The organism is Staphylococcus sp. FSL W8-1207, assembly GCF_038003745.1.
Classification (GTDB): Bacteria; Bacillota; Bacilli; order Staphylococcales; family Staphylococcaceae; genus Staphylococcus; species Staphylococcus equorum.
The window spans coordinates 194,871-220,985 of the sequence record NZ_JBBOPU010000003.1 but is presented as its reverse complement, the minus strand read 5'-3'; the positions used below and the strand labels follow the sequence as shown (position 1 = coordinate 220,985).

General features: G+C 32.8%; 30 protein-coding genes and 1 pseudogene. 20 read left to right on the top strand and 11 right to left on the bottom strand.

All coding sequences use genetic code 11. From position 1 onward, the window contains the following. Positions 1-2 precede the first annotated feature (2 nt). A complete protein-coding gene (locus NSR03_RS12910) occupies positions 3-305 on the bottom strand; it encodes a PadR family transcriptional regulator (protein ID WP_002506400.1) in 303 nt (100 codons plus the stop codon). A 274-nt stretch (positions 306-579) separates the two neighbouring features. Here NSR03_RS12910 and NSR03_RS12905 point away from each other — a divergent pair, with 274 nt between their 5' ends. Genes NSR03_RS12905 through NSR03_RS12880 form a run of 6 tightly spaced genes read left to right on the top strand, consistent with a single transcriptional unit; the run spans position 580 to position 5,264 of the window. Continuing rightward, positions 580-1,233 carry a DUF2848 family protein gene (locus NSR03_RS12905; RefSeq protein WP_069821144.1) on the top strand — a complete coding sequence of 218 codons (654 nt, stop codon included), beginning with the start codon at positions 580-582 and terminating at the stop codon, positions 1,231-1,233. 10 nt (positions 1,234-1,243) lie between these two features. After that, a complete protein-coding gene (locus tag NSR03_RS12900) occupies positions 1,244-1,831 on the top strand; it encodes a nitrilase-related carbon-nitrogen hydrolase (RefSeq protein WP_340719246.1) in 588 nt (195 codons plus the stop codon). 25 nt (positions 1,832-1,856) lie between these two features. Continuing rightward, entirely contained in the window at positions 1,857-2,843 is a 987-nt protein-coding gene (locus tag NSR03_RS12895) for a DctP family TRAP transporter solute-binding subunit (protein ID WP_069821143.1), read from the top strand. Between the two features lie 11 nt (positions 2,844-2,854). After that, positions 2,855-3,319 carry a TRAP transporter small permease gene (locus NSR03_RS12890; RefSeq protein WP_141714499.1) on the top strand — a complete coding sequence of 155 codons (465 nt, stop codon included), beginning with the start codon at positions 2,855-2,857 and terminating at the stop codon, positions 3,317-3,319. Next, complete coding sequence (locus NSR03_RS12885; protein ID WP_069821142.1) at positions 3,316-4,590, top strand: TRAP transporter large permease; 1,275 nt, start codon at positions 3,316-3,318, stop codon at positions 4,588-4,590. Before NSR03_RS12890 ends, NSR03_RS12885 begins: the two co-directional genes overlap by 4 nt. 20 nt (positions 4,591-4,610) lie before the next feature. After that, positions 4,611-5,264, top strand: a complete 654-nt coding sequence (locus NSR03_RS12880) for a GntR family transcriptional regulator (RefSeq protein ID WP_046465742.1) — start codon at positions 4,611-4,613, stop codon at positions 5,262-5,264. A 346-nt stretch (positions 5,265-5,610) separates the two neighbouring features. Here NSR03_RS12880 and NSR03_RS12875 read toward each other — a convergent pair whose 3' ends face one another. Beyond that, positions 5,611-6,045 carry a helix-turn-helix domain-containing protein gene (locus NSR03_RS12875; RefSeq protein ID WP_256092637.1) on the bottom strand — a complete coding sequence of 145 codons (435 nt, stop codon included), beginning with the start codon at positions 6,043-6,045 and terminating at the stop codon, positions 5,611-5,613. Positions 6,046-6,325: 280 nt separating this feature from the next. Between NSR03_RS12875 and NSR03_RS12870 the strand changes: the two genes are divergently transcribed. The 7 genes from NSR03_RS12870 (at position 6,326) to NSR03_RS12840 (ending at position 11,814) form a co-directional block, all read left to right on the top strand. Then, a complete protein-coding gene (locus NSR03_RS12870; RefSeq protein WP_251471057.1) occupies positions 6,326-6,514 on the top strand; it encodes a DUF3955 domain-containing protein in 189 nt (62 codons plus the stop codon). A gap of 236 nt (positions 6,515-6,750) precedes the next feature. Beyond that, positions 6,751-7,515, top strand: a complete 765-nt coding sequence (fadH, locus tag NSR03_RS12865; RefSeq protein WP_002511678.1) for a 2,4-dienoyl-CoA reductase — start codon at positions 6,751-6,753, stop codon at positions 7,513-7,515. Between the two features lie 199 nt (positions 7,516-7,714). After that, complete coding sequence (gene rpe, locus NSR03_RS12860) at positions 7,715-8,371, top strand: ribulose-phosphate 3-epimerase (RefSeq protein WP_069821140.1); 657 nt, start codon at positions 7,715-7,717, stop codon at positions 8,369-8,371. Positions 8,372-8,382: 11 nt separating this feature from the next. Then, the gene (rpiB, locus tag NSR03_RS12855) at positions 8,383-8,832 is read left to right on the top strand and encodes a ribose 5-phosphate isomerase B (protein WP_069821139.1); all 450 of its coding nucleotides are present in this window, start codon (positions 8,383-8,385) and stop codon (positions 8,830-8,832) included. A 38-nt stretch (positions 8,833-8,870) separates the two neighbouring features. Beyond that, a complete protein-coding gene (locus NSR03_RS12850) occupies positions 8,871-10,244 on the top strand; it encodes a PTS transporter subunit EIIC (RefSeq protein WP_069821138.1) in 1,374 nt (457 codons plus the stop codon). Between the two features lie 75 nt (positions 10,245-10,319). Then, positions 10,320-10,775, top strand: coding sequence for a PTS sugar transporter subunit IIA (locus NSR03_RS12845; RefSeq protein ID WP_069821137.1), 456 nt, complete (start codon positions 10,320-10,322; stop codon positions 10,773-10,775). Between the two features lie 28 nt (positions 10,776-10,803). Beyond that, positions 10,804-11,814: a LacI family DNA-binding transcriptional regulator gene (locus NSR03_RS12840; RefSeq protein ID WP_069821136.1), complete on the top strand. Its 1,011-nt coding sequence runs from the start codon at positions 10,804-10,806 to the stop codon at positions 11,812-11,814. Positions 11,815-11,853: 39 nt separating this feature from the next. Here the strand turns inward: NSR03_RS12840 and NSR03_RS12835 are convergent, their stop codons facing one another. Both NSR03_RS12835 and NSR03_RS12830 read right to left on the bottom strand, forming a co-directional pair. Beyond that, the gene (locus tag NSR03_RS12835; RefSeq protein WP_069821135.1) at positions 11,854-12,774 is read right to left on the bottom strand and encodes a PfkB family carbohydrate kinase; all 921 of its coding nucleotides are present in this window, start codon (positions 12,772-12,774) and stop codon (positions 11,854-11,856) included. Between the two features lie 22 nt (positions 12,775-12,796). After that, positions 12,797-13,789, bottom strand: coding sequence for a LacI family DNA-binding transcriptional regulator (locus NSR03_RS12830; RefSeq protein WP_256092633.1), 993 nt, complete (start codon positions 13,787-13,789; stop codon positions 12,797-12,799). Positions 13,790-13,919: 130 nt separating this feature from the next. On the opposite strand from NSR03_RS12830, the gene NSR03_RS12825 reads away from it, so the two are divergent. The 5 genes from NSR03_RS12825 to NSR03_RS12805 all read left to right on the top strand — a co-directional run bounded on the left by NSR03_RS12825 (position 13,920) and on the right by NSR03_RS12805 (position 18,691). Beyond that, entirely contained in the window at positions 13,920-15,299 is a 1,380-nt protein-coding gene (locus NSR03_RS12825; protein ID WP_069821133.1) for a PTS transporter subunit IIC, read from the top strand. Between the two features lie 76 nt (positions 15,300-15,375). After that, complete coding sequence (locus NSR03_RS12820) at positions 15,376-15,840, top strand: PTS sugar transporter subunit IIA (RefSeq protein ID WP_069821132.1); 465 nt, start codon at positions 15,376-15,378, stop codon at positions 15,838-15,840. An 11-nt stretch (positions 15,841-15,851) separates the two neighbouring features. Further along, complete coding sequence (locus NSR03_RS12815) at positions 15,852-16,130, top strand: PTS sugar transporter subunit IIB (protein WP_069821131.1); 279 nt, start codon at positions 15,852-15,854, stop codon at positions 16,128-16,130. Positions 16,131-16,148: 18 nt separating this feature from the next. Then, on the top strand, positions 16,149-17,516 hold the full coding sequence (locus tag NSR03_RS12810; RefSeq protein WP_069821130.1) for a PTS ascorbate transporter subunit IIC: 1,368 nt from the start codon (positions 16,149-16,151) through the stop codon (positions 17,514-17,516). Positions 17,517-17,851: 335 nt separating this feature from the next. After that, positions 17,852-18,691, top strand: coding sequence for a YitT family protein (locus NSR03_RS12805; RefSeq protein WP_002506402.1), 840 nt, complete (start codon positions 17,852-17,854; stop codon positions 18,689-18,691). Between the two features lie 99 nt (positions 18,692-18,790). Here the strand turns inward: NSR03_RS12805 and NSR03_RS12800 are convergent, their stop codons facing one another. The 7 genes from NSR03_RS12800 to NSR03_RS12770 all read right to left on the bottom strand — a co-directional run bounded on the left by NSR03_RS12800 (position 18,791) and on the right by NSR03_RS12770 (position 25,454). Beyond that, the gene (locus NSR03_RS12800) at positions 18,791-19,828 is read right to left on the bottom strand and encodes a galactitol-1-phosphate 5-dehydrogenase (RefSeq protein ID WP_002511676.1); all 1,038 of its coding nucleotides are present in this window, start codon (positions 19,826-19,828) and stop codon (positions 18,791-18,793) included. 27 nt (positions 19,829-19,855) lie between these two features. Further along, the gene (locus NSR03_RS12795; protein ID WP_002506404.1) at positions 19,856-20,011 is read right to left on the bottom strand and encodes a hypothetical protein; all 156 of its coding nucleotides are present in this window, start codon (positions 20,009-20,011) and stop codon (positions 19,856-19,858) included. A gap of 54 nt (positions 20,012-20,065) precedes the next feature. After that, a complete protein-coding gene (locus tag NSR03_RS12790) occupies positions 20,066-21,097 on the bottom strand; it encodes a zinc-binding dehydrogenase (RefSeq protein WP_002506405.1) in 1,032 nt (343 codons plus the stop codon). A 20-nt stretch (positions 21,098-21,117) separates the two neighbouring features. Next, positions 21,118-22,377: a galactitol-specific PTS transporter subunit IIC gene (locus tag NSR03_RS12785; RefSeq protein ID WP_002506406.1), complete on the bottom strand. Its 1,260-nt coding sequence runs from the start codon at positions 22,375-22,377 to the stop codon at positions 21,118-21,120. A gap of 129 nt (positions 22,378-22,506) precedes the next feature. After that, on the bottom strand, positions 22,507-22,785 hold the full coding sequence (locus NSR03_RS12780) for a PTS sugar transporter subunit IIB (protein ID WP_002506407.1): 279 nt from the start codon (positions 22,783-22,785) through the stop codon (positions 22,507-22,509). Positions 22,786-22,861: 76 nt separating this feature from the next. Beyond that, positions 22,862-23,329 carry a PTS sugar transporter subunit IIA gene (locus NSR03_RS12775; protein WP_002506408.1) on the bottom strand — a complete coding sequence of 156 codons (468 nt, stop codon included), beginning with the start codon at positions 23,327-23,329 and terminating at the stop codon, positions 22,862-22,864. A gap of 19 nt (positions 23,330-23,348) precedes the next feature. Then, positions 23,349-25,454: a BglG family transcription antiterminator gene (locus tag NSR03_RS12770; protein WP_069821175.1), complete on the bottom strand. Its 2,106-nt coding sequence runs from the start codon at positions 25,452-25,454 to the stop codon at positions 23,349-23,351. A 230-nt stretch (positions 25,455-25,684) separates the two neighbouring features. On the opposite strand from NSR03_RS12770, the pseudogene NSR03_RS12765 reads away from it, so the two are divergent. Continuing rightward, positions 25,685-25,810 (top strand): annotated as a pseudogene (locus NSR03_RS12765) (peptidase dimerization domain-containing protein); the annotation flags it as partial. Between the two features lie 27 nt (positions 25,811-25,837). Next, the gene (locus tag NSR03_RS12760) at positions 25,838-26,107 is read left to right on the top strand and encodes a hypothetical protein (protein ID WP_002506410.1); all 270 of its coding nucleotides are present in this window, start codon (positions 25,838-25,840) and stop codon (positions 26,105-26,107) included. Positions 26,108-26,115: the final 8 nt, after the last annotated feature.

Here is a 26,115-nt window from a genome sequence, read left to right as displayed (position 1 = left end):
AATTATACTTCGCCAACAAGTTCTTTTAATTTTTGTTGGCTTTTGGCTAACATTTCTTTACCAAATGAAGTGATGGTATAGTTCTTGCGTTGTTTACCTGCAACCACATTTTTCTCACTAACAAGTAATCCTTCGTCTTCCATACTATGTAAGAGGGGATACAACGTACCAGCACTCATTGTATAACCGTGTTCTTGAAGTTCCTCAATCATCCAACTACCATAGATAGGATGTTCACTTGCATGATGCAAGATGTGAATATAAATAAACCCTAAAAACATACGTCTTTCTAATTTTGATTCCACATACATTCATCCTCTCTAATTAATATATCGAAAAGCGATATCGCATTTCGATTTCAATGTAACATTTATACTTTTGTCTGAGGTTGAATTTACATAAAATTTAAGAAATTATCATATTTTGTAATATTGCTTATAGCTCATTTTTCTTAATTAAAAAATAGTTTATTTAGTGAGAATTAGAAAATGTTTTTAAGATTTAAATTATAAAAATATTGTAAATATTCACTTAATTAATGTACACTGTATAATGTATACATTAAAAAGGGGTGTGAATATGAAATTTAAATTAGATTATGAAGAAATAGATTTAACTTTTGATAATGCTTATTGCATTGGATATTCAGGAAGAAATGTTGAAAAGACAAAGGAACATATAGCTGAATTAAAAGAACTAGGCGTGCCTGAACCTAATTCAGTTCCTGAAATATATCATTTAGATCCGCTACTTTTTAGACAAAATAAGTCTATTTCAATTATTGGTGATCAATCTAGTGGAGAAGCTGAAATTGTTATTATCTTTGATAATGATAAGCGCTATGTGACGCTTGGTAGTGATCACACTGATCGTGAACTAGAAACTGTGAGTATTCATAAGTCTAAACAATTATGTGCAAAGCCAATCGCCAGCACTATATGGGATTTTACTGAGGTAGAAGAACACTGGGATGAATTAGAGCTAAGGTCATTCGTATTCGTAGATGGGGACTGGCAATTATATCAAGACGATAAAGTAAGCAGTATTTTACCTTATAAAGATTTAATAACTTCTTTAAATCAAGATGACGCAAATTTAAAAAATGCTGTTGTTTATTGTGGTACTGTGCCATTGGTTAGTGGATTTAAATATCCGAATGCTTTTAAAGCTGAGTTAATAAATCCATCTAATAACAAATATATTACATTAGAATATGAGGTGAAAAAACTATGATCAACGTCCAATTATTTCAAATTTAGCTAAAGAATATAAAGTGAGCATAGTTGCAGGGTCTGTTTCGAATAAAAAACAAGATGAAGTTTATAATACGTTAGTTGTTTTTAATGAGAATGGCGAACTCATTTACAATTACGATAAGATTCATTTGGTTCCAATGTTAGACGAGCCAAAGTTCATGGTTGGAGGACATTTTTTACCACAACCTTTTCAATTGATGGATACAGATATGGGGGGCATTATTTGTTACGATTTAAGATTTCCTGAGTCAACACGTCAATTAGCAGTAAATGGCGCTAAAGTGATTTTTGTCGTTGCAGAATGGCCAGATTCAAGGTTATATCATTGGAAGCACTTAAATATTGCTAGAGCAATTGAGAATGCGGTATATGTTATAGCTTGTAATTCATCTGGAAGTGATGGCAAAACGACATATGCAGGACACTCTATGATTGTTGATCCAAGGGGAAACGTTATTCAAGAAGCTGGAGAAAGTGAAAGTACAATTTTTACAGAAATAGATGTGGAGCTCGTTCATGAAATACGTGAAAGTATACCCGTATTTAAAAATAGAAGAATAGATTTATATTCTTAATGAGCTTTTAAGGGGATGACATTTTATGAAAAGATTTTTTTCATTTTCTTTATTAATAGTTTTAATATTAAGCGGCTGTCAAAGTGGTGAGGATAAAACTAAAGATGAGGAAGTAAAAACAATACGTCTGGCACATACTGGTTCAGATACACACCAATATAATATAGCTTCCCAAAAATTCAAAGAATTAGTTGAAAAGAAATCTCAAGGTGAGTTAAAAGTTAATGTCTATGGAAATGGAAGCTTGGGTAATGAAGACGAGTTAGTAGATCAAACGATGACTGGCTCAATTCAAATGTCTACTGTAGCAGCTGATAGTAGCTTGTCAAACACAATACCAGAAATGAACTTATTTGGTATACCGTATTTATTTGAAAATAAACAAGATGTGTATTCTAAACTCGATGGCAAACCAGGAAAAGGTTTATTGAAATTAGCACAATCTAAAGATATGCAAGGTCTTGGATATTGGGAAGTAGGATTTAGGCATTTTACGAATAATAAAAGAGAGATAAAGCATCCTGAAGATATGAAAAATCTAAAGCTAAGAGTACAATCTGCGAAGGTATGGAATGAACATTTAAAATCTTTAGACGCAATACCTACGCCGATTAGTTTTAGTGAATTATATTCTGCATTAGATCAGGGCGTTGTAGATGGCCAAGAAAACCCATTACCAACAATTGCATCTCAAAAATTATACGAAGTACAAAAATATATTTCTTTAACCAATCATACTTACACACCTGCAGTAGTACTAATGAATCAAGATTATTATAAGAACCTTTCTGAGCAGGAGAAGAAAATAGTGAATGAAAGTGTTGAAGAATCAACAAAATATCAACGTAAATATATTGCAGACCAAGAACAAAAAATAAAGAAACAACTAAAAAATGAGGGCATGGTTATTACTGAAGTAAATCGGGATGAGTTTAAAAAGAATACGAAAGATGTACAGTCAGAAATCAATGATCAAGTACCTAAATCCATATTTCGTCAATTTAGCGAATAAGGGGGATAAATATGAATAAATTTAATATAATAGAGAAGAAATTTATAACCATTCTTACTCACCTAATGACAGTTTTTATGATTTTATCGATCTTGACTATATTCTTGCAGCTCCTTACACGTTTTGTTTTTAAAACTTCAATTTTTTGGTCGCAAGAACTTTTAATGTTGTTTTTTGTGTACAGTATTTTATTTGGAGCAGTGGTATTAATGTATAAGCAAGAGCATTTACAAGTTGATTTATTTGAAAAGTTACCTAAAAAGTTAGAAAAAGCGCTAGATTATTTTGTGAAAAGTGTAATCACCTTCGTACTATTAATAATTTTTTATTATAGTATTTTACAAGTGAATTTAAGTATAAGTGCGGGGCAAGTTATGACTTCTATGCCAATTGGTAGATGGATTATGTATATACCAATGCCAATATGTTTCATATTGATGATTTATTTTACTTGGAAGCCGGGTGATAAATCATGATATTATTTCTAATTATTTTGTTATTTGTACTTATAATTATCAGAATGCCTATTGCGTTTTCTTTAATGACTGTATCTATTATAGGAATTGGATGGACTGGTGTAGAATTTTTAGAAATTATACCGAGGAAAATGTATTTTGGCATAAATAATTTCTCACTTTTAGCTATACCTCTATTTGTATTAGCTGGAGAAATAATGTCAAAAGGTGGTATGTCTAAAAGAATTGTTGAATTCTCTAAACTACTAATTGGTCCATTGCCTGGTGGTTTAGCAATGGTTGTAATAATTTCGAGCGTATTTTTTGCTGCGTTAACAGGTACAGCAATAGCTGCAGCAGCAATAGGTGGCATGTTGTTACCATTAATGAAAAAAGAAGGATATGATGAAGGTTTTTCTGCATCATTAGTTGCTTCGGCTGCGACAGTGGGACCAATTATACCACCTAGTATTATATTTATTTTATTTGGTGTTATGGCAAACCAATCTATAAGTGATTTATTTATTGGAGGAGTTGTACCCGGTATTTTAATGGGTGTTGGGTTGATGATTTATAGTTACTTTGTAGGTAAAAAAGAAGGGTATAAATCTATGGATAGTTTTCCACCATTAAAAGATATACTCTTAGGTTTTAAAGATGCAGTTTTGGCGTTATTGATGCCAGCAATTATTATAGGAGGTATTGTTAGTGGATTATTTACTGCTACAGAATCTGGTGTAATTGCAGTTTTATATGCGATAATAATAAGTAGTGTTGTATATAGAGAATTAAACTTCAAAAAATTGTATGAAGCATTAATTAGTAGTACAAAGACTTCCGTTGGTATCATATTTTTAATAGGAAGTGCAGCAATATTTATTTGGTTTGTTTCCTTTAATAATGTTCCAGAACAACTACAATCTATGTTAGGTGTTTTTGCAGATAATCCAATTTTACTATTACTTGTAATAAATATTGTATTATTAATAGCGGGTACATTTATAGATACGATAAGTGCAGTTACTATTTTTACGCCAATCTTCTTACCGCTAATTATGGCAACAAATATAGATCCTATTCATTTCGGCGTGGTAATGGCTGTGAACCTATCAATAGGAATGATAACGCCACCAGTAGGAGTTTGTTTATTTGTAGTATCATCTATAAGTAAAGTGCACATCAAAAAAATTATCAAATCAGTTACACCACAATTAGCTATTTTACTTGTAATATTAATAATTATTACGTACGTACCATGGTTAATTACTTATCCGGTTTCGTTATTTAAATAAATTCTCTAGGAGGTTCAAGGATGTATGATTCTTTAAAAAAAGTTAATAGAAATTCAATAAAACAAGAAATATATGATCAAGTTAAGCGTTCATTATTTAATAATGAATTACCACTTGATCAATTTATTACTGAAGTTGAATTGTCTAATTTACTAGACGTCTCTCGTACACCGGTTAGGGAAGCAATAAATGAATTAGTGTTAGAACAACTTATGATTTTTAAACCAAGAAAAGGTTATAAAGTAAATACATTTACTAACCATGAAATTGATCAAATTTTCTTATTGAGAGAATCACTGGAGATTGCTTGTGTGCCTTTTATTGTACAAATAATAGATGAAGATCATATCCATGATTTAAAAGCTATTATTGAAAAACAAATAAAAGCAGCTCAAAATGATGATTATTATACATTTATGTTATTAGACAAAAGTTTCCATACCTACTTAATGGAAATTATTCAGTTTGAGTTATTTTTAAAAAGCTATAATGTGCAACATGACCTATCCATTCTTATTGGTACTCAAGGATTAAAAAGCCAAGGAAGAATGATAGAAGTTATTGATGAACATAATGAAATAATTAAGGCATTATCATACAAAAATGAGGAAGCTATCGTAAACACGATGAAATCTCATTTAGAGAAATCTATGACTGCGTTTAAAGTGAAATAGTTGTAGTTTTTATAGCAAATATTTCCTATATATAAGTTTAAACAATGAATGATAATAAATAATTGAAGATACTATATTATTATGGAAGTGGTACTAATTTGGGCTGACTCCTGCGGGAAAGGCACTGGCCGAAGACTACAGGCTGAGGCCGTGCCCGCGGAAAGCATGCACAAAAAAGTGCCAACAAAGTCGAAGACTTTGTCTATACCATGAAAAACGGCAAACTAAATATGTTTGCCGTTTTTTTATGTTGTTATGAAAATAAGTTAATAGAAATATATAAAATTAAATCGTCGAGCTTTCAACGTAGCCTTAATTTAAATATAAAGTGTCACCCTCTCTATGATTAACTACGTGAATGTTTGTAGTGACTCATGAATATTAAGATTAAATTGATAAGTCCTACGGTGAGACCACCTATCAGCGCATACAATCCAAGAGGTACGAGAAACCAAGGCTCATGCAGTATGCCGTCTTGTGAAACGTAAGAGGGGATGGCTAAGAAAAGTATCGCACAGGTGATACCAATCAAAATTAAAATCATACTTACAATACTTAGACGTATGCGTTTGATGCTTTTTCCATCATTAACGAGTTTATCTTTAATAACGTCATCGCCTAAGATTAAATCATCGAGTGACAAGTGGAACGTTTTAGCGATATGCACAATTATTTCTATATCTGGTAAATATCTATTATTTTCCCAAGCTGATACTGTTTGTCTCGATACATTAAGTTGTTCGGAAAGTTGCTCTTGTGTGAGTTGATGTTCTTTTCTAATCGATTTAATTTGATTTCAAAAATCCATACGATCTTTCCTCCAATCTCTATATAGTTAGATTCTTTGTAAAAGCTGATGTTATGCGATTGCTAGCAATACTTTACACCTCCCGCAAGACATACTGTCACTCAAAACAGCTATGTCTTGTGATGCTTTCTTTTATAAATACATTCTATATTTGATAATAAAAACTTGAAAGAAGGCAGTTAATTGTCTAATAAATTTAGGAGGTTATATACAGATTATGAGTAAAAAAATATTTTTTTCAAGTATTTTTTGCATGATTTTCGGAATTTTAATGGGAGGTCTATTTATTGTTTTACCTAGTCATGTCGATCAAGATGGCATCTTACGTGAGCCATGGTTTTTAGTGGAATTTGGTTTCTTATTTGTGGCATTAGGGATATTATTAATGATCGTAACTGCCGTAAAATATTTATACCATCGTTTTGTACAGCATAAACAATAACGTTTTAAGAGACTAGAGCATAAATAAAGCATCTCATGTTGATAATTTAAATATCTAGTAATCTTTATAGAGCGTGAAAAGAAATCAAATGACAAATTTTGGTTTATTTTCTCGCTTTTTTTAAAAACAAAAATAAGATAATTTACTAAAAAAGTAAAATTAATGTACAATAAGATGTAAGCGCTTACTAATTTATTTGAATCATACTAAATCAAGCTTTTAAAAGGAGAATGTAAATGAAGGACAAAGTGATGATGATAACGGGCGGTAGTAGTGGCATGGGCAAAGCAATGGCGAAACGATTTGCTGAAGAAGGTGCCAAAGTAGTCATAACAGGTCGCTCATTAGAACGACTTGAAGTTGCTAAAGCGGAAATTGAACAATATGAAGGTCAGGTGCTATGTATAGACATGGATGTACGTGATCCAGAGCGTGTGCAGTATACAGTAGATGAGACTGTAAAAACATTTGGACAGATAGATGGCCTTGTGAACAATGCAGCGGGTAATTTTATTTGCCCTGCAGAAGATTTATCGATTAATGCGTGGAATTCAGTTGTAGATATTGTATTAAATGGTACTTGGTATTGTACACAAGCAGTAGGTAAAGAATGGATTAAAAATGGTCAAAAAGGACGAATTTTGAATATGGTTGCGACGTATGCTTGGAGATCTGGTCCAGGTGTTATTCATTCTGCAAGTGCAAAAGCTGGCGTCCTTGCTATGACGAGAACACTTGCCGTGGAATGGGGTTCTAAATATGGGATTACAGTGAATGCCATTGCACCGGGACCAATTGAAAATACGGGTGGCGCAGGAAAATTAAGTCTATCTGAAGAAGCACGTCAACAGACACTAGATAGTGTGCCAGTTGGTAGAATGGGCCAACCTGAAGAAATTGCAGGTTTGGCTAAATTCTTGTTCTCAGACGATGCGGACTATATCAATGGTGCTTGCATGACGATGGACGGCGGACAATGGCTCAATCAGAATGCATTTTAATACTAAGAAAAATTTAAGCTGCTTTTACATATTAAATGTGAAAGCAGCCTAAAATTTTCATTTGAAATCCCAATAAGAGTATGTTATATTTTAATTGTGAATTATTTCCCTGTATGAGTAAACGATTACTCATATTGTGGAACAAAGAATATTTTTTTAAAAGAGTAAACGATTACTCAAAGATATATAGGAGGTATATATGTTGGAGAAAAAAATGTTTCCATCAATGATGTGTGCAGATTTTGGTAATTTAAAAAATGAAATTATTGGTTTAGAACAGGCAAAAGTAGACGGTTTTCATATTGACTTTATGGATGGTCAGTTTGTTCCAAATTTCGGTATGGGATTACAAGATTTAGAATTAATTAGAAAATCTACATCATTAATTGTTGATGTCCATTTAATGATTAAAGATCCAGATAATTATATTGATTTGTTTGCTGAAAAAGGTGTAGATATTATTTATTTCCATCCCGAAACAGATTTACATCCTGCTAGAACTATACAAAAAATTAAAGATAAAGGTATTAAAGCTGGTATTGCAATAAATCCTAATACTTCTATAAGTACGATTGAGCCTTTATTAAATATAGTTGATTATGTTTTAGTAATGACTGTTAATCCTGGTTTTGCAGGTCAAAAATATCTTGAATTTATTAATGAAAAAATTGAAAAGCTTACATCAGAGAAGTTTAAATCAAAATATAACTATGAAGTAAATGTTGATGGAGCAATTTCTCCTGAGAAAGTAGATAGCCTAAGCAAGTTAGGTGTTGAGGGATTCATTTTAGGGACATCTTCTCTTTTTGGAAAAGAAGAACCATACAGTGATATTATTAAAAAATTAAAGGAATAGGAGTAATTATTATGAAAATTGGTATAGGAAACGATCATGTAGCAGTAGATTTTAAATATAAAGTTAAGGATTATCTTGAGGAATTAGGACACGAAGTTGTTGATTTTGGAACAGATAGTGAAGAAAGAACTGATTATCCTAAATATGGTAAAAATGTAGCAGAATCAATTGTAAAAGGAGAGGTTGATAAAGGCATATTAATTTGCGGTACTGGCGTTGGTATTTCATTATCTGCTAATAAAGTGAAAGGTATTAGAGCTGTAGTTTGTAGTGAACCATATACAGCGAAATTATCAAGACAACATAATAACACGAATGTTTTAGCATTTGGTTCACGTGTTATAGGAATAGATTTAGCTAAAATGATTGTGAATGAATGGGTTAGCACTGAATTTGAGGGTGGAAGACACCAAAATAGAATTAATATGATAGATGATATAGAAACAGAATATTTATGCTAGAAATAGATTTCTAGCATAAATAATTGGGAGTGATAGTTATGAATTATAAGGCAAGTGCACAATTTATTTTATCCAGCATAGGGGGAGAGCGTAATATAAACTCGGTCACACATTGTGCTACGAGATTACGTTTTGTTTTAAATGACGAATCTTTAGTAAATGAAGACGCCTTAAATGAATCTGATGATGTGATTCAAGCTTTTTCAAAAAGTGGGCAATATCAAATTATTATAGGAACAGAAGTTCCCAAAGTTTATAATGCTTTAACGGAAATTACTGAATCTAGCATTAGCGATAAAGATTCAAATGAAGATATTCAACAAAATAAAGGCAATTTAGTATCTAGATTTTTTAATACTGTTGCAGCGATATTCACCCCACTTTTACCAGCATTAGCTGGTGCTGGTATTTTAAGAGGGATATTACTTTTACTAGCACAAATAGGTTGGATTGATGAGGAGTCAGGAACGTATGTAATACTTTCTTCTACTTCAATGTCAATCTTTTATTTTTTACCAATAATGTTAGCGTTTACATCCGCTAAAAGGTTTAAGGTTAATCCTTATATCGCTGCTGTAATTGGAGCATCATTGATTCACCCAGACTTGATAAAATTGCTTGGCGATGATGGGAACGGTACGACTACATCATTTATGGGGATTCCAGTGATTCTTATGAATTATTCTTCAACTGTTATTCCAGCAATTTTAGCGATTTGGGCTTATTCTTATCTTGAAAGATTTTTGGAAAAATATATATGGCAGAATATGCAAATTATTCTTGTACCTTTAATTTCGTTCGTTATCATTGTTCCTGTAACAGTTACTTTGTTTGGTCCGTTTGGTGTTTATGTGGGCGAATGGATAGCGAATGCAATTAATTGGATGAGCGAATCTAATGGATGGCTCACTGGTGCTATTGTTGGTGGAGTTTGGAATATATTTGTAGTGTTTGGCTTGCAATGGGCAGTAAATCCAATAATGATTAGTAATGTCAGCACTATAGGTTTTGATAAAATAGTGCCATTAACTGCTGCTGCTAACTTTGGCATGGCAGGTGCAGTGTTTGCAGTATTGATAAAATCTAGAAATAAAAAAATGAAATCATTTAGTTTATCTGCGTTATTATCCATTTTCTTAGCGGGAATTACAGAACCAGCTATTTACGGAGTTGGTATGAAATTAAAAAGACCATTTATTGGTGCGCTTATTGGTGGTGCTGTAGGTGGTGCTTATATAGGTGGTATGGGTGTTAAATCTTATGCTTTTGTGTTTGGAGGTCTTACAACGCTACCCGCATTTGTTGGAGCAACCTTTGTATACTATATAATTGGTTTAGCAATATGTTTCGTGGTAGGGGCAATAGCAACATATCTACTAGGATTTAATGACGCAAGCATGGATACAAGTTAAGTAGATAATACTAGAAATTTTGAAAACAGCAAGGATGAAAAAAATAAGAAGCACAATCGCGATTCAAAACAGGCGATAGCTAAAAGTCCTATTAAAGGTGATGTGATTTCATTATCAGAAATTGAAGATGGAGTGTTTTCTAACAAACTATTAGGTGATGGGGTGGCAATTATACCTGAGTCTAATGAAGTTTATGCTCCAATTTCAGGAGAAGTGGTAACAGTGTTCCCTACAAAACATGCTTATGGGATTCGTAGTTATAATGGTATAGAGTTGCTTGTGCATCTTGGTATAGATACTGTAGAATTAAATGGTGAGCATTTTGAATCACTGGTAACTCAAGGGCAACATGTAAACCAAGGTGATAAGATTGCAACTTTTGATATTGAAAAAATCAAACCTAACTACAAAGTTGTTACACCAGTGATAGTAACAAACAGCAATGAATTTGACATTAAGTCAATCAATCTTCATAACAAAGTAAATAAAGATAAAGGTATAATTGATGCTCAAAAAAAATCAAATAAATGATTCAACGTATAAATATTGAGGTGCATGTATGATAAAGAAAAATTTATCAATTAAACAAATTGCAGAAATTAGTGGTGTATCGGTAGCAACTGTTTCAAGAGTTATTAATAAAAATGGCAGGTTCTCTAAAGAAACTGAAGAAAGAGTGCTAAAAGTTATTAGAGATAATAACTATAAAACGAACTTAGTGGCTAAGAGTCTAAGAATAAATCAAACTAATACAATTGGAGTTATTGTACCAGATATTAAAAATGAATTTTTTGCATCTATAGTTGCTGAAATAGAAGAATACTTCTTTGAAAAAAGCGGCTTTACAGTGTTCATTTGTAATACAAATGGTGAGCAAGAGAAGGAATTGGATTACTTGGCAAGTCTTGACTCTAAAGGCGTAGATGGTTTAATTTATATTTCGGGGAAAAACGATACACTTCATACTTCAGTTAGACGTGATATTCCTGTTGTTTGTATAGATAGAAAACCAGCAGTAGAGCAAAAAATTGCAATTGTAGAATCAGATAATTTCAAAGGAGGATTTATAGCAACGCAATATTTGATTGATAAAAATTGTAAAAAGATTTTAATTTTAAAAAACAAAAATAATACATCCACCTCAATTGAACGCTATAAAGGGTATTGCAAAGCCTTAGAAAAAAATGGATTTGCAATTGATGAACGAGATGTTATTAATCTTGATAATACGCATTTCGATGATGCTAAAATGGTTATTGATGATTTGGTTAAAAAAGGATATGATTTTGATGGTATTTTTGCTACAAATGATTGGATTGCGCTTGGTGCATTACATGCATTGAAAGGTAATAATGTAAAAGTCCCTGAAAATGTTAAAATTATTGGTTTTGATAATGTATCAGTATCTCGATATAGCTATCCAAGTATAACGACAATAGAACAAGATAAGCCACTTATGGGAAAAACAGCAGCAGAAATACTTTTAGATTTAATAAGTAATAAGAATGAATATAATAAAGATATGCATGTAACGTTGCCAGTATCTCTAGTTGAAAGAGAAACGACTTAAATAAGAAGCATTCATACTTAGTATGAATGCTTCTTAAGTTTAGTTATGCTGTTCTATAAACTTTTCTATTTCATCTTGAGTTGGTATGGCTTCTTGTGTTTTGGAACTTTTAATTTTAATTGCAGAAGCTATAGTAGCGAATTTTACTGATTCCTCTAAACTTTTACCATTATTTAATTCAGAGGTAAGTGCACCTGCAAAAACATCCCCCGCACCAACAGTATTTATAGCTTTAACATGATAAGCAGGGATAAAAGCTTCTATATTATCATTGTAAATAACAGATCCTTGGGCGCCGATTTTTACAATAACGGTTGCAACGCCCATCTTGTGAATAGCTTTTGCGGCTTCAAGTGCAGTATCTTTATCAGTGACTTTTATTTTAGTGATGGTTTCTGCCTCTTGTTGATTTGGCGTAATAATATCTGCGTATTTAAGATATTGGATGTTGAATCCATCGGATGGTGCGGGATCTAACACTACAGTAATACCTTTACTTTTAGCTAGTTTTAATGCACTCAAAATGGAGTCTTTACTTGTTTCTAGCTGAAGTAAAAAATAATTAGCTTCTGTATTTTCAAATGCACATTCAACATCTTTTTTGTTGAGCAAATTATTAGCGCCTAAAGTGCCAAGCATTGTATTTTCTCCCGTACTATCTAATATGATGAAGAAAGTTCCTGTCTCAACCTCTTGTTTTACTTGAATGTAGTCAGTATTTAAATGAAGATTCTTAAAATATTTTAGCATGTTTTGACCGTTATCATCATCACCAACTGCTCCGATAAAGCGTATGTCATTATTTAACCTTGATAATGTCAGAGCTTGATTTGCACCTTTACCACCGGTTTGTTTATTGATACTTTTTAACCATACTGTGTCACCATGATTAGGAAAGCTATTTGCATTAAGAAATATATCTTGGTTAATAGCTCCCATAGTAATAATTTCGTTAGTCATAATCAGCGCCCCTTAATAATAATTATTTCGTCGTTTCCCTCACAACTATTTTTGGTTCGTATTCAAATTTTATGATTTCATTTTCGTGTATAGATTTCATAATAGAATCTCCAATTTCACTATTTAATTGATTGACAGTCGTTAGACTAGGAGTCGTATATTGAGATAAGTGACAGTTATCATATCCAACTATTTGTACTTCTTTTGGAATAGAAACCCCCTCTTGGTAACACGCTCGAATAGCTCCTATAGCCATAGCGTCATTTGCACAAACAATAGCATCGTATGAATTAGGTTTATTAATAGCATCAATTGTTAGTTCAAAACCGCTCTCGCAAGTAAAATCACCTTCTGACAAATATGTGTTGCCGTTCGTGATATACTGTTTGACGGCGTGTTGATAACCATTAAATCGATTGATTGATGATCGTTCATTCATTTTTCCAGAAAGGAATAAAATATGCTTACAATTACATTCCTTAATAAGATATTTTGTAGCCAAAAAGCTACCTTTAAAGTGATTTACAGATATAGCATTAGGGTGGCTATCAATATTTGTTCGATCTATTGTAATGACTTTTACTCCATTATTTTCTAAGTAATTAATATCATTTTGCGTGACTGCTAGTGAATTAATTATAACGGTTTTAATATAATTATTAACGATACTTTCTAAGAAGAATGCTAAATTTTCTTCATTATCATTACTATTACATAAATAAAGTTTATATCCATATTTATTAGCGGAAGACTCTAATAAATTAACTAAGTCTGAAAAATATGGGTTGTTTAAATTTGGAATAATTAAAGCAATTAAATTTGAAGATTTATTAGATAAAGATTGAGCAATGTGATTAGGTTTGTAGTTTAATAAATCAATTATTTTTTTAACTTTTTCTTCTGTTTCTGGTTTAGTTCCGGGACGGTTATTAAGTATTCTAGAAACAGTAGCAGTAGAAACTCCAGCCATCTTTGCTACATCTTTTATTGTAACCATAAACTTCACCCTCTTCATTGTAACCGATTACATTAAAGTATATAAGTTTCTGAATATTATGTCAATTTAACTTGAATTCAAAATATTATTAGGTTATTATGTAAATAACCATCTTTTGTAACCGATTACATCAAAAGGGAGGGAGAGCATGATTGATTTTATTAATAATATTTTCGAAAGTTTTATCAGTTTAGGCGGTCCAGCAATTATGTTTGTAATCATTACTTTGCTTTCATTAGGATTTGGTGTTAAATTCTCTAAATCGTTAGAAAGTGGAATTAGAATGGCAATAGCTTTAACTGGTATGACTGCTGCTATATCGTTGCTTACTGAAGCACTTGGACCTGCTTTAAATGCTTTTGTAGAGTCTACAGGTGTGAACTTAAATATTACTGATTTAGGTTGGGCGCCTATGGCTGTTATTACTTGGGGATCAGTCTATACATTATATTTTGCTCTTATTTGCATCATTACGAATTTAGTTTTGCTATTTTTTAACAAAACTCAAACATTGAATGTGGATTTATTCAACATTTGGAATATATCTATTATTGGTTTATTGATTGAATATTATGCACATAACATTATAATTACTAGTTTATTTGTTATTTTGATTTATATTTTTATGTTGAAAAATTCAGATGCACTAAAACCTTCGATTAATTATGTATTAAAATATGATAAGAAAAATGTTACTACTACTGCACATCCGTCACTACTTATCGCACCTTTTGTATTAATATTAGATAAAATTATTAATAGATATTTACCTTTTATTGATAAATATGATTTTAATGCAGAAACCTTGAATAGAAAAATTGGATTTTGGGGTAGTAAGTTTGCCATAGGTGTTTATTTAGGGGCGTTTATTGGAATACTTGGTCAGCAATCAGTGAAAGAAATTTTGACACTAGGCTTTACCACTGGCGTGGTATTAGAATTATTTGCATATATTGGTGGTTGGTTTGGTCCTGCTATCGGTCCTTTATCCGAGAAAATCAGTACATTGATGACTTCAAAATTTAAGGATAGAAAGTTGTTCATTGGGATTGATTGGCCGATACTTGCAGCTAGCGCCGAACTATGGGCTGTAGTAAACATTTTAGCTCCATTATTATTACTAATTGCAATGTTCTTACCTGGAAATAATGTTTTGCCACTTGGTGGTATTTTAATGACAGTATTAGTTCCTGCACTGTTACTCATCACTAAAGGAAAAGTAATAAGGATGACAGTGATTGGGACAATACTCATTCCACTATTTTTATGGGCAGCGACGATGATATCTAATTATCTAACAAATACATCTAAAAAAATAGGTGAATTTCCATCAGGACTTTCTGAAAATCAAATGTTTTCATCTGTGGATTCAGATCCAATTGAAAAAATGTTGGGTGTGTTAATTGGTAGAGCTTGGGATACAATGGATTTAGCTCTTGTTACTTTTGCTATAGTATCATTAGTGGCTTATATATTATTGTTTACATGGTATTTCAAAGCTATGGATAAGAGGAATGCTAATGGTTAAAATTCAATTTTAAAGCCTTGAACAATATATTAATATCACATTTAAATTATTGGTGAATTTAAAAGGGGGTTGTTTGATGGTGCTGTTTAAACAAGAGAACATAAATATTATAGAAGAAAAAATCGGATGGCAATCAGCAATTAAATTAGCTGCTCAGCCATTAAAAGATAATGGTTATATTGAGTTGAAATATATTGATGCAATGATCGAAATAGTAAATAGATTAGGTAGTTACATTGTTATTGCGCCACACGTCGCCATAGCACATGCAAGACCAGAAAATGGTGTGAATAAAATTGGTTTGAGTTTATTGAAAAATAATGTGCCAATTGATTTTAACCTAGATAAAAAAGAGATGTTTGATGAAGAGAAAGAAGTGCATATTATTATTGTTCTTGCAGCTGTTGATAATAATGAACATTTAGGTTTATTACAACAATTGTCTAAAGTAATCGATGATAATAAAAAAATAGAGGAAATTATTAAGGCTGATAATGAAATAGACTTATCAACAGTGATAGATAAATATATAAATTCTTAGGAGGAATCATTATGTTAAAAGTTGTAACAGTTTGTGGAAATGGTATTGGTAGTAGTTTATTGCTAAAAATGAAAGTGGAAGAAATTGCAAAAGAAAATGATTTAGAAGTGGATGTTGAATCGATAGATTCGAATGCAGCAGTTGGTAAAGATGCAGATTTATTTGTGACAGTTAAAGAATTAGCAAGTATTTTTAAAGAAAGTCAGAAAGTAGCTCTTGTAAGAAGTTATACTAATAAAAAGAAAATAACAGAAGATTTGTTAACAACAATGCAAGAGTTAAGTAAATAATTTATAGCGGGTGATAAAATGCAGATATTATATTTTTTTAAAGATTTAATTAGTGAACCAGCAATATTAATGGGATTGATTGCTATGATTGGTTTGTTAGCACTTAAATCACCTGGACATAAAGTGTTTACAGGAACAATGGGCCCTATTCTGGGTTATTTAATGCTTACTGCAGGTTCAAATGTAATTGTAATGTCTTTAGACCCATTGTCTCAAATGATAGAGAAGGGTTTTCATATCAAAGGTGTTGTACCTAATAATGAAGCGATCACCTCTGTAGCTCAGGAAGTATTAGGTGTAGAAACAATGAGCATACTTATTGTAGGGTTGGTATTTAATGTCCTAATAGCGCGATTCACTAGATTTAAGTATATATTTTTAACAGGTCATCATAGCTTTTTTATGGCATGTTTACTTTCTGCAGTATTAGGAGCATTGGATTTCAAGGGAATAAGTTTAGTACTTATTGGTGGGTTTATTCTAGGAGCTTGGAGTTCAATATCACCGGCTATTGGACAACGTTATACGAAACGTGTAACAGATAATGAAGATTTAGCGGTTGGTCATTTTGGTAGTTTAGGTTATTATTTAGCTGCTTATGTAGGTTCAAAAGTTGGAAAAAATAGTCCTAGCACCGAAGATATACAAGTAAGTGAAAAATGGAGTTTTTTACGTAATACCACTATTTCAACAGCTTTAACTATGATGATTATTTACTTGATTGCTGCTATAGCAGCTGGGAGTGAATACGTAGCAACTTTGTCAGATGGAAAGTCACCCTATCTATACGCAATAATTACAGGTTTACAATTCGCAGTTGGTGTTGCAATAGTATATGCCGGTGTAAGAATGATTCTTGCAGATTTAATTCCTGCTTTTCAAGGTATTGCTACTAAAGTCATTCCTAATGCAGTGCCGGCAGTCGACTGTGCTGTTTTCTTCACATTTGCTCAAACTGCTGTAATAATTGGTTTTATTAGTAGTTTTGCAGGAGGCATAGTAGGAATGTTTATAGTCGGTATTACAGCTGGGGTGTTTATTATTCCTGGTCTCGTTCCTCACTTCTTCACTGGGGCAACGGCGGGAATTTTTGGTAATGCAACAGGTGGAAGAAAGGGGTCAATTATTGGTGCTTTTGTTAATGGCTTGTTATTAACATTTTTACCTGCAATGCTGTTACCGGTTCTTGGGGATTTAGGGTTTAAAAATACTACATTCGGCGATATTGATTTTGGAGTAATTGGAGTAATCATAGGGAATATTGGGGCATGGATGGGTCATATAGGTATTTACATTATACTTGGACTCCTACTAACTATTTTGATAATTCCAAGTATTATTTCTAACTCTAAGGAAGCAATAAATAATATTGATATAGAAGAATAATATTTAAAATATTCAACTTATACTAAGACAAATCGGACGAGTCATATCGTTTGATTTGTCTTTTTAATTCAACGCTATTGCTAATATATAATAAAAGTAACGGATTCAATTACAATTTATAAAACAAATTAACCTTATTCAATTGAAATAGATGATCATTTCTACTATGATATATACTTGTGTTAAAAAAATAACGAAAAATTATATCTTCGAAACTTTTTGGTTAATAACTGAAAAGTTTCTTTTTATGTCGTGCTTCCTAGCCGATCAATATAAATGAAATAAAACAGTAGGAATGAGTGATTTTCAAATAAAAGGAATGAGGTGTTATTGGGATGTTGTACAAAATCCATTTTAAAAATATATGTTTCTGTATTTTAGGAACATTTCTTATAGGTATAGGCATTAATGTGTTTGTAATTCCTGCTAATTTAGGGGAGGGTGGTACAGTAGGTATTTCGCTAAATCTAAAATATACACTAGGCTTATCACCGGCAATTACCTCACTAATTATAAATATGATATTAATTGCGGTAGGTTGGAAATATTTAAGTAAAACGACAGCAGTTTACACATTGATTACAGTAATTTCAAGTTCAATATTTTTAGGACTAACTGAATCATTTAATATGCAGATTGAATCTGATTTTATAAGCACAGTGTTTGGCGGCTTACTACTTGGTGTCGGTACTGGACTTGTAATCTCAGCGCGAAGTACATTAGGTGGCACATCTGTTATTGCTAAAATTATAAACAAGTATACTGAGATCAAAACTTCTCAAGCGTTGTTTATGCTTGATTCAATCATTGTGTTATCTTTCTTATTCATCCTTCCCGTGCAAAATGTTTTATATACCATTGTTATGCTTTTTATCGTTGAGAAAAGTATGTCATTTGTAATAGAAGGTTTTAATCCTAAAAAGGCAATTACAATTATTTCAAATTATAATAATGAAATTAGTAAGGGGATTAATAAAGAAACAGGTAGAGGTTCAACATTATTGAATGGAGTCGGTGGTTATGAACGAAAAGAGACGAATGTGCTTTATGTCGTTGTACCGCAAAACCAATTATCAAGAATTAAGAAAATCGTTAATGCTCACGATGAAAATGCTTTTCTTGTTATTCATGATGTGAGAGATGTCTTAGGCAATGGCTTTATGAAAGTACAGTAACGTAAAATATGTGTAGATATAAATATGCATCAAAAAGTCCTAATACTGTCATCAGTGTTAGGACTTTTTGATAATAATTATGGCAATGTTAGATTTTAATTATGGGTGGAAGATTACTTTATCAAAATGTTTCTTTTTATTAACTAATGCATCAAATGTTTCAGGACCTTTTGCTAAATCTAAGCGATCTGAAATCATCGGATCCACTTGAATCTCTCCTGTAGACATGTAATGAAGGGACGCATGCCATTCTTCGCCTGGAAATGGGGCGGATAAGCCGTTCCAAGATCCAATAACATTAAGTTCATTACGTAATATTTTTTCAAAATGAACACGATCCATTTCAATATCGGAGTAAGGTATGCCCAGCAGTAAGACTTCCCCGCCTTTAGCTGGTAACGTTAAGACTTGTCCAATCGTAAATGGTGAGCCTGCTGATTCAACAGCGACATCTATGTTATGAGGAATAGTAGCGATAACGTCATCTAAATTTTCTGCTTTAGAATTAATCGTATAATCTGCGCCAAGCGTCTTAGCAATTGCTAATTTATCTGGGTCGATATCAATCGCAATCGTTTTAGCGGCACCAAATATTTTAGCCCATTGAATGGCTAGCAAACCGATACTGCCACATCCTATAACAGCTACAGTCGCCCCAGGTTTCATACTTGTTCTATAAAAACCATGTGCTACTACTGCAGAAGGTTCGACCATAGCAGCTGTATCAAAGTCTACATTAGTTGGCAATTTTAAGACGTTATTTGCAGGTAGTTTAACGAATTCTGCAAAACAGCCAGGTTCATAAGAGCCAATAACATATAAATGTTCACATCTAGAGTATTCACCTTTTTCACATTGTTCACAGGCGTGACAAGCGATAGCTGGGCAACCCGTGACTGCATCGCCAACTGCCACATGATTAACGTTATTGCCTATACTTTCTACAACTCCTGAAAATTCATGACCAAATGTCATGCCTTCACGATAAGGGCCTAGCTTCTTATAGCGAGAATTGTCTGAACCGCATATACCAGTTGCAATCACTTTAATAATGACATCGTTACTGTCTTCAATTTCAGGCGGTTTTGTTTCTTCGTATCTTAAATCTTCAATGTCGTATAGGTTCAAAGCTTTCAAAGTATTTCACCTCTTATCTTCTGAATATTAATTTTGTTCAGAAGTAACTTTTTTCTTTTTAAAAAATTTTGCGCCGAAGTAACCAAGAAAAACGACTATATTACAATAAAGTAAGTTATTCATATATAAATCTGTAATACCTCTCAATGGCCCAAGCATGAAATCTAACATATGTTCTACCATAATAATTATCTCCTTATATCATTTAATTGCTAAATGATGGTTATTTGAAACAAGTTAATCGATAGGGCGAAGGAGTACTTTGATGCCTTCTCCACCTTTGATATGGTTGTAGCCTTCTTCCCATTGCGTAATATCAAGTTCATTTGTGACTAACGCTTCAGCATTAACATCACCACTGCTTAATAGTTGTAAAGAAGGTTCCCAGTCGTCTGGTTTTTGACTTCTCGTACCGACCATTCGTATTTCTTTTTGTATGATTTTTTCTAAATCAAAAGAAATTTCTGGATCTTTAAAGATACCAACTTGGACATATTGTCCTTTTTTACGTAAGATATCTAAACCTTGTTTGGCAGCGGGTACTGCACCAGAACATTCTAAAACTACGTTTGCACCATAACCATTCGTAATACTGTTTACATAGTCTTTTAAATCAGTATTTTGAATATTGACGACATGATCTAATTTAAGTTCTGTTGCCTTATCTAATCTTGTTTGATCATTATCTAATCCAGTGATTACGACTTCTGCACCTTTACTTTTAACGACTTGCGCGACAAGTAATCCAATAGGTCCAGGCCCCATAACGACTACGACATCGTTAGGCTGTATTTCAATTTTAGAAACGGCATGGTGGGCACAAGCTAATGGCTCCGTCATAGATGCTGCTTTATATGAAACATTATCAGGAATACGGTGGACACTAGCTGCACGTGCAACTAAATATTGCGTAAAGCCACCGTTTTGTTGTGTGCCTAAACCTTTACGATGATTACATAAGTTATAATCACCACTTTGACAATATTCACATTCACCACAAATGTAATATGTTGTTTCAGAAGTGACGCGGTCACCAATTTTAAAATCAGTGACATTAGCGCCTGTTTCTACAACCTCTCCTGAAAATTCATGGCCAAGTGTCACTGGAAAGTTCACTTTATAATGGCCTTCATACGTGTGCACATCCGTGCCACAAATGCCTGCATAATGGACCTTTATTTTTACTTCATCTGCGTTCGGTGAAGGTCTCTCTCTATCTAAGACTTCTAGATTCCCGAATCCTGGTTCAGTTTTAACGAGTGCTTTCATGTAATGTCAGCTCCTATCTGTTAATTAAATAAACTAAAGAATTTGAAAATAATGTAATTTAAGATGTTACCACCTTGGTCAAGACTTGAAATTTGAGCTGAGCCAGATGGCATATTTACGTTTGTGCCTTCTGCCATGCTTGTGAATATCGGTGCAACATCTGTTGCGATATATAAAGAGATGGCAATCATGATTGTGCCGACAATAACAGAGTGTATGATATTACCTCGTGCAGCACCTACGATAAATGCGACAATAAATGGAATTGTTGCTAAGTCACCAAATGGTAAGACTTGGTTACCAGGTAAAATAACTGCTAATAATACTGTAATCGGAACTAAAATTAAAGCTGTTGAGATAACTGCTGGGTGGCCTAATGCAACCGCAGCGTCTAAACCAATATAGATTTCACGATCCCCAAAGCGTTTGTTTAACCAAGTACGTGCAGATTCGGAAACAGGCATTAAACCTTCCATCAAAATCTTAACCATACGAGGCATTAACACCATAACGGCAGCCATTGACATACCAAGGTTGATAACATCGCCAGCGTTGTAACCAGCTAACAAACCAATGATTAAACCAAGTACTAAACCGACGAATATGGATTCACCAAATGCACCGAAACGTTTTTGAATCGTTTCTGGGTCTGCATGTAGTTTGTTGATACCAGGCACTTTTTGTAAACCTTTGACTAAGAAAATACCTGGCGCATATGAAATTGTACTACCTGTGGCAATCGATACCCCAGGTAAATCGTAGAACTCACTCATCATTGGTGCAGTCCAATCAGCCACTTTCAGACAGACGATTTGGAATATTGCTGCAGCCACTAATGATTGCCAAATGCTATCAGATACGGCGTAAACCATGGCACCCATAAATGTATAATGCCAGAAGTTCCAAATATCTACGTTCATTGTTCGAGTAGTCTTTGTCAGTAACATGGCAATGTTAATCACAATACCTAAAGGAATAATAAATGCTGCGATAACAGATGCCCATGCAATAGATGATGTTGCTGGCCAACCCACATCAATAACATTTAAGCTTACTCCTAGGTTTTTAACCATAGCTTGAGCAGCGGGTCCCAAGTTGTTTACAAGTAAATCAATAACTAAGAAAATCCCTACGAATGCGACACCAATCGTCAAACCGGATCTAAATGCTGCACCGATTTTTTGCCTAAAGAATAATCCTAGTAAAAATATAACGATTGGAAGGATTACTGTTGCCCCTAAATCTAGAAAAGCTTGAATAAAATCTACAAATCCACTCATCCCTTACACCATCCTCTTTAATATAAAGTGATGTTGGTATAAATTAAGACGCCATTTTGATATAACCATGAACTTCTTTTTTAATATTTATCCCAACGATTGATTCGGTATGTTAAATTAAATGACTTATTATTCTTGTAACGCGTCTAAGATTTCTTTTTTAGTATCTTCAACGCCAATTCCAGTTAAGAAATTACGTGCGTTAATGACAGGGAAGTCGTATTCTTTTTGCGTCATTGCAGTTGTAACTAATAAATCTGCTGAATCTGCGTAAACGCCAACTTCTGAAATTTTAATTTGTTTTAAATCTACTTTGATATTGTGCTCTTTTGCCATTTCTTCGATTGCGTTATTTACTACCGTTGAAGTTGCGATACCTGCGCCACATGCTACTAATACTTGTTTCATAATAAATTCCTCCTAATTTGAGAACTTAATATTTAAATTCTCTTCCTGTTATATTTTTTATTAATAAATTGAATGATTATGCGTCTGCTAATTCTTGTTCAATAACTTCTACGACTTGATTGCTATCTGTTGCATTGGCAATGGTTTCAAGTATTTGATCATTTTGGAAAATACCCATCAATTTTTGAAGTAATGATAACTGAGCATCCTCTTTATCCATTGCGAGCATAAAGATTAATTTCACATCGGTTGTTTCTTCAACTTCGCCCATGATGACGAAGGGCACTGTTTCTTTAAGGACAGCCACACTGATTGATTTTGAATTCACATGCTGAATATCTGTGTGTGGGATAGCTACAGAACAATAAACTGTAGGTAACCCTGTAGCAAATGATTGTTCTCTTTCGATGACTGCATCTTTGTATGATGCTTTTACGTAACCATTGTCATGCATTAAATCAGCTAATTGACTTAATACGTCCTCTTTTGTTGTGGCCTCTAAACCAATGACAACATTCGAGGCATCAACTGTTAAACCTTCCATATGACGCAACCCCTTTGCTTTAGTCTATTTTTGAAAATTGTTTAATTGTTTCAAATATTTGGGACTTTGAATCTGTTTGTATAATGCTTTGCATACTTTCATTGTCTTGTGCTAAATCTCGTAACTGTAGTAGAGGTCTTAAATGCTTGAATTTATCTGTTGCTGCGATAACCACAAAGACCTGTACTTTCAGACCTGTACTTAGCGTTAATGGTTCATCTAATACCAACATACTCATAGACGTACGGTTTACGTTTTGTTCGTTTTCAGCATGTGGTATGGCGATGTGTTGATTGATAACCATATAAGTATCGTCAAAAGATTGAATCATTGAATCGATGTAATTTGCATCTATATACTTTTGACTAGAAAGTGGTTCAGCTGTTAGTCGAATTGCTTCTTCCAAATTTGAAACATGAGATGCAAATTGAATATGGTGTATCGGTAATAAATCTTGTAAATTCAAATGACCATTTAACGAAATTGAAGACGATTTGATTGAAGCATATGCATGAATATCATCAAATTGGTTTTTAATTTCATTAAGTAAAGCATCTTCGTTATGAATATCAGCATGTTCACGTATCATGGCTAACATCTTTTCAGCGTGTATGTCTGTCTCGAAACTATTGTTGAGTTGACCGAATACGTGCTGACGAAGGTCGTGTTTTTCTTTGGCAGTTAATATAGCTTTCGTGATATATAATCTTTTGTGTGTCATCACGTGCATTGGTGAAAAGACAATATCAAAGTCTAGCGTATACTGATTAAATTCACGTAGTGATAATGCATCTAAAAATATGAATTCTGGAAACACACTACGCAATTCTTGTAACATCAATTGAGAAATTGATGTACCTTGTGTACAAACCACAACAGCTTTTACCTTTTTGTCGATGTCTTCATCTTGTCTTCTTAAAATACCGCCAATGAGTATGGTTAGATATGCGAGTTCATTATCAGGTAATGGTTGGTTAAAGAACTTTTCCATAGGTTTAGAAGAGAGTTTAACAAGATGAAATAATTCTTTGTAATTATCTTTCAGATTATTCTGTAAACTATCGACATCAGATAACTCGTATCTAATTCTGTAAAAGGCAGGCTTCATATGAAATAACAATTGGTTGACCAATGTTTCACGATCTTCAAAAGTGATAAAAGTGATTTTCTCAAATTGATCAAGCATACTTTGTAGTGCAGTTTTTAATTCTGGTAAAACTTTCACATCATCTAATTCCGACCATTGCACACTTGTTGATAAGAGTTGCAATGTTATAAATAATTTCTCTTGCCGAGGTATATCAGGATAGTTTGAAGTTAGTATTTCAGTTGCTCGATACTCCTCAGTGTCGGAAAGGTCATCGTATCCAATTGAAAAAGGTGAGACGATCTTATCGTGCTGAATTCTTCTCATAATGAAATAGAGTTTGTAGCGTAATGTCTCAGTACTTTGATCAATAAAATTATTCTCTAAATATTGTTCGATTTTGTTGATTTGAAAATCGATGATTTGAAGTTTCTCTTCTTGCAACGCTAAACTTGCTAAAATATCATCTTTTGAAATATTTAAAGTGAATACTTTATCAATTAAGCGTGTTAAAAGTCTTCTAATTTCAAACTCATTACCGACTAAATAATAACCCTCCTGCCGTGAATATTTCAGAGTGACATCATATGGTTCTAGTAATAATTTTAATTTTTTCAAATCATTTAACACTGTGTTCTTACTTACTTTTAAATCGATTGCAAAGTGATTTAATGACAATGTTTCATCTTCTCTAAACAACATCAGTAAAATGAGATGCGCGCGTTGGTAAGCAGTATATACTTGCTCATCTTCCTGTGGAATAGGTTCAATTGATACATTAAGAAAATTTTTGATTATATCATCAACGATGAAAAATCCTTGGCTTGTGCGTTCAATCGTTGGGCAATCTTGTTCAGTTAACCATTCATTGATTTTTTGGATTCGATAGCCAAGTTGTCTACGAGACATGTTGAACATTACTTCTAAGTCTTTGCCTTTAATTTTCGGATTTTTAATCATTTCGGTAATGATATTAAAGTTTTCTGCTTGTATTTTGAATCCCTCCCTTGTTGTTGACTCTAATTTAGCACAGCTCATCAAAGAGTTGTACACTCATTAGACACAAATGCATTTCCGTTTTATGTACATCATTGTGATTAGCATGAGAAAAAGCACTTACCATCGCATTTGGAATGATAAGTGCTTATCGTATAATATGTTTATTATTTTAATAATTTCATTCTTAATTCATTGATTATAAGATACGAAAGTTAAAAAGAGAAATTATATTACCTTTACTGAATGATTTTCTATAACTTAATTAGCTTATCAATCTCGCTAAAATTGCTGGTGGTAAGGTTTATAACAAAGTACCAGATGCATGTACGCTTTCAATTGATATTCGTTATTTACTTAACCAAGATAAAGATGACATTCTAGAACAAATTAAAGGTGTTACAGATGATGAAATAGCTGTGCATATGTCAGGTCCGAGTGTGAAAAATGAAATAGATAATCCTTATATTCAACATCTTGTAAAAGAAATTAAATCTGTAACTGGCAATCAAGAAGCCAATATTTTTGGACAGCATGGCTTTGCTGATACAAGATATTTTTCTAGATTTGATGTGCCTGCAATTGAATTTGGACCTTCTGGTGATGCGCGGCATGGCGATGGTGAATACGCCGTAGTAGACTCATTAGATCAATATAAAGATATCATTGTAGGTTTTGGAAAAACGTTTAATTAGAAATAGAC

Coding starts and splice junctions, on each gene's coding strand:
- NSR03_RS12905 (WP_069821144.1), top strand. CDS start 580: ATGAAATTTAAATTAGATTATGAAGAAATAGATTTAACTTTTGATAAT.
- NSR03_RS12895 (WP_069821143.1), top strand. CDS start 1,857: ATGAAAAGATTTTTTTCATTTTCTTTATTAATAGTTTTAATATTAAGC.
- NSR03_RS12890 (WP_141714499.1), top strand. CDS start 2,855: ATGAATAAATTTAATATAATAGAGAAGAAATTTATAACCATTCTTACT.
- NSR03_RS12885 (WP_069821142.1), top strand. CDS start 3,316: ATGATATTATTTCTAATTATTTTGTTATTTGTACTTATAATTATCAGA.
- NSR03_RS12880 (WP_046465742.1), top strand. CDS start 4,611: ATGTATGATTCTTTAAAAAAAGTTAATAGAAATTCAATAAAACAAGAA.
- NSR03_RS12870 (WP_251471057.1), top strand. CDS start 6,326: ATGATTTTCGGAATTTTAATGGGAGGTCTATTTATTGTTTTACCTAGT.
- fadH (WP_002511678.1), top strand. CDS start 6,751: ATGAAGGACAAAGTGATGATGATAACGGGCGGTAGTAGTGGCATGGGC.
- rpe (WP_069821140.1), top strand. CDS start 7,715: ATGTTGGAGAAAAAAATGTTTCCATCAATGATGTGTGCAGATTTTGGT.
- rpiB (WP_069821139.1), top strand. CDS start 8,383: ATGAAAATTGGTATAGGAAACGATCATGTAGCAGTAGATTTTAAATAT.
- NSR03_RS12850 (WP_069821138.1), top strand. CDS start 8,871: ATGAATTATAAGGCAAGTGCACAATTTATTTTATCCAGCATAGGGGGA.
- NSR03_RS12840 (WP_069821136.1), top strand. CDS start 10,804: ATGATAAAGAAAAATTTATCAATTAAACAAATTGCAGAAATTAGTGGT.
- NSR03_RS12835 (WP_069821135.1), bottom strand. CDS start 12,774: ATGACTAACGAAATTATTACTATGGGAGCTATTAACCAAGATATATTT.
- NSR03_RS12830 (WP_256092633.1), bottom strand. CDS start 13,789: ATGAAGAGGGTGAAGTTTATGGTTACAATAAAAGATGTAGCAAAGATG.
- NSR03_RS12825 (WP_069821133.1), top strand. CDS start 13,920: ATGATTGATTTTATTAATAATATTTTCGAAAGTTTTATCAGTTTAGGC.
- NSR03_RS12820 (WP_069821132.1), top strand. CDS start 15,376: ATGGTGCTGTTTAAACAAGAGAACATAAATATTATAGAAGAAAAAATC.
- NSR03_RS12815 (WP_069821131.1), top strand. CDS start 15,852: ATGTTAAAAGTTGTAACAGTTTGTGGAAATGGTATTGGTAGTAGTTTA.
- NSR03_RS12810 (WP_069821130.1), top strand. CDS start 16,149: ATGCAGATATTATATTTTTTTAAAGATTTAATTAGTGAACCAGCAATA.
- NSR03_RS12805 (WP_002506402.1), top strand. CDS start 17,852: ATGTTGTACAAAATCCATTTTAAAAATATATGTTTCTGTATTTTAGGA.
- NSR03_RS12795 (WP_002506404.1), bottom strand. CDS start 20,011: ATGGTAGAACATATGTTAGATTTCATGCTTGGGCCATTGAGAGGTATT.
- NSR03_RS12790 (WP_002506405.1), bottom strand. CDS start 21,097: ATGAAAGCACTCGTTAAAACTGAACCAGGATTCGGGAATCTAGAAGTC.
- NSR03_RS12785 (WP_002506406.1), bottom strand. CDS start 22,377: ATGAGTGGATTTGTAGATTTTATTCAAGCTTTTCTAGATTTAGGGGCA.
- NSR03_RS12780 (WP_002506407.1), bottom strand. CDS start 22,785: ATGAAACAAGTATTAGTAGCATGTGGCGCAGGTATCGCAACTTCAACG.
- NSR03_RS12775 (WP_002506408.1), bottom strand. CDS start 23,329: ATGGAAGGTTTAACAGTTGATGCCTCGAATGTTGTCATTGGTTTAGAG.
- NSR03_RS12770 (WP_069821175.1), bottom strand. CDS start 25,454: ATGAGCTGTGCTAAATTAGAGTCAACAACAAGGGAGGGATTCAAAATA.
- NSR03_RS12760 (WP_002506410.1), top strand. CDS start 25,838: ATGTCAGGTCCGAGTGTGAAAAATGAAATAGATAATCCTTATATTCAA.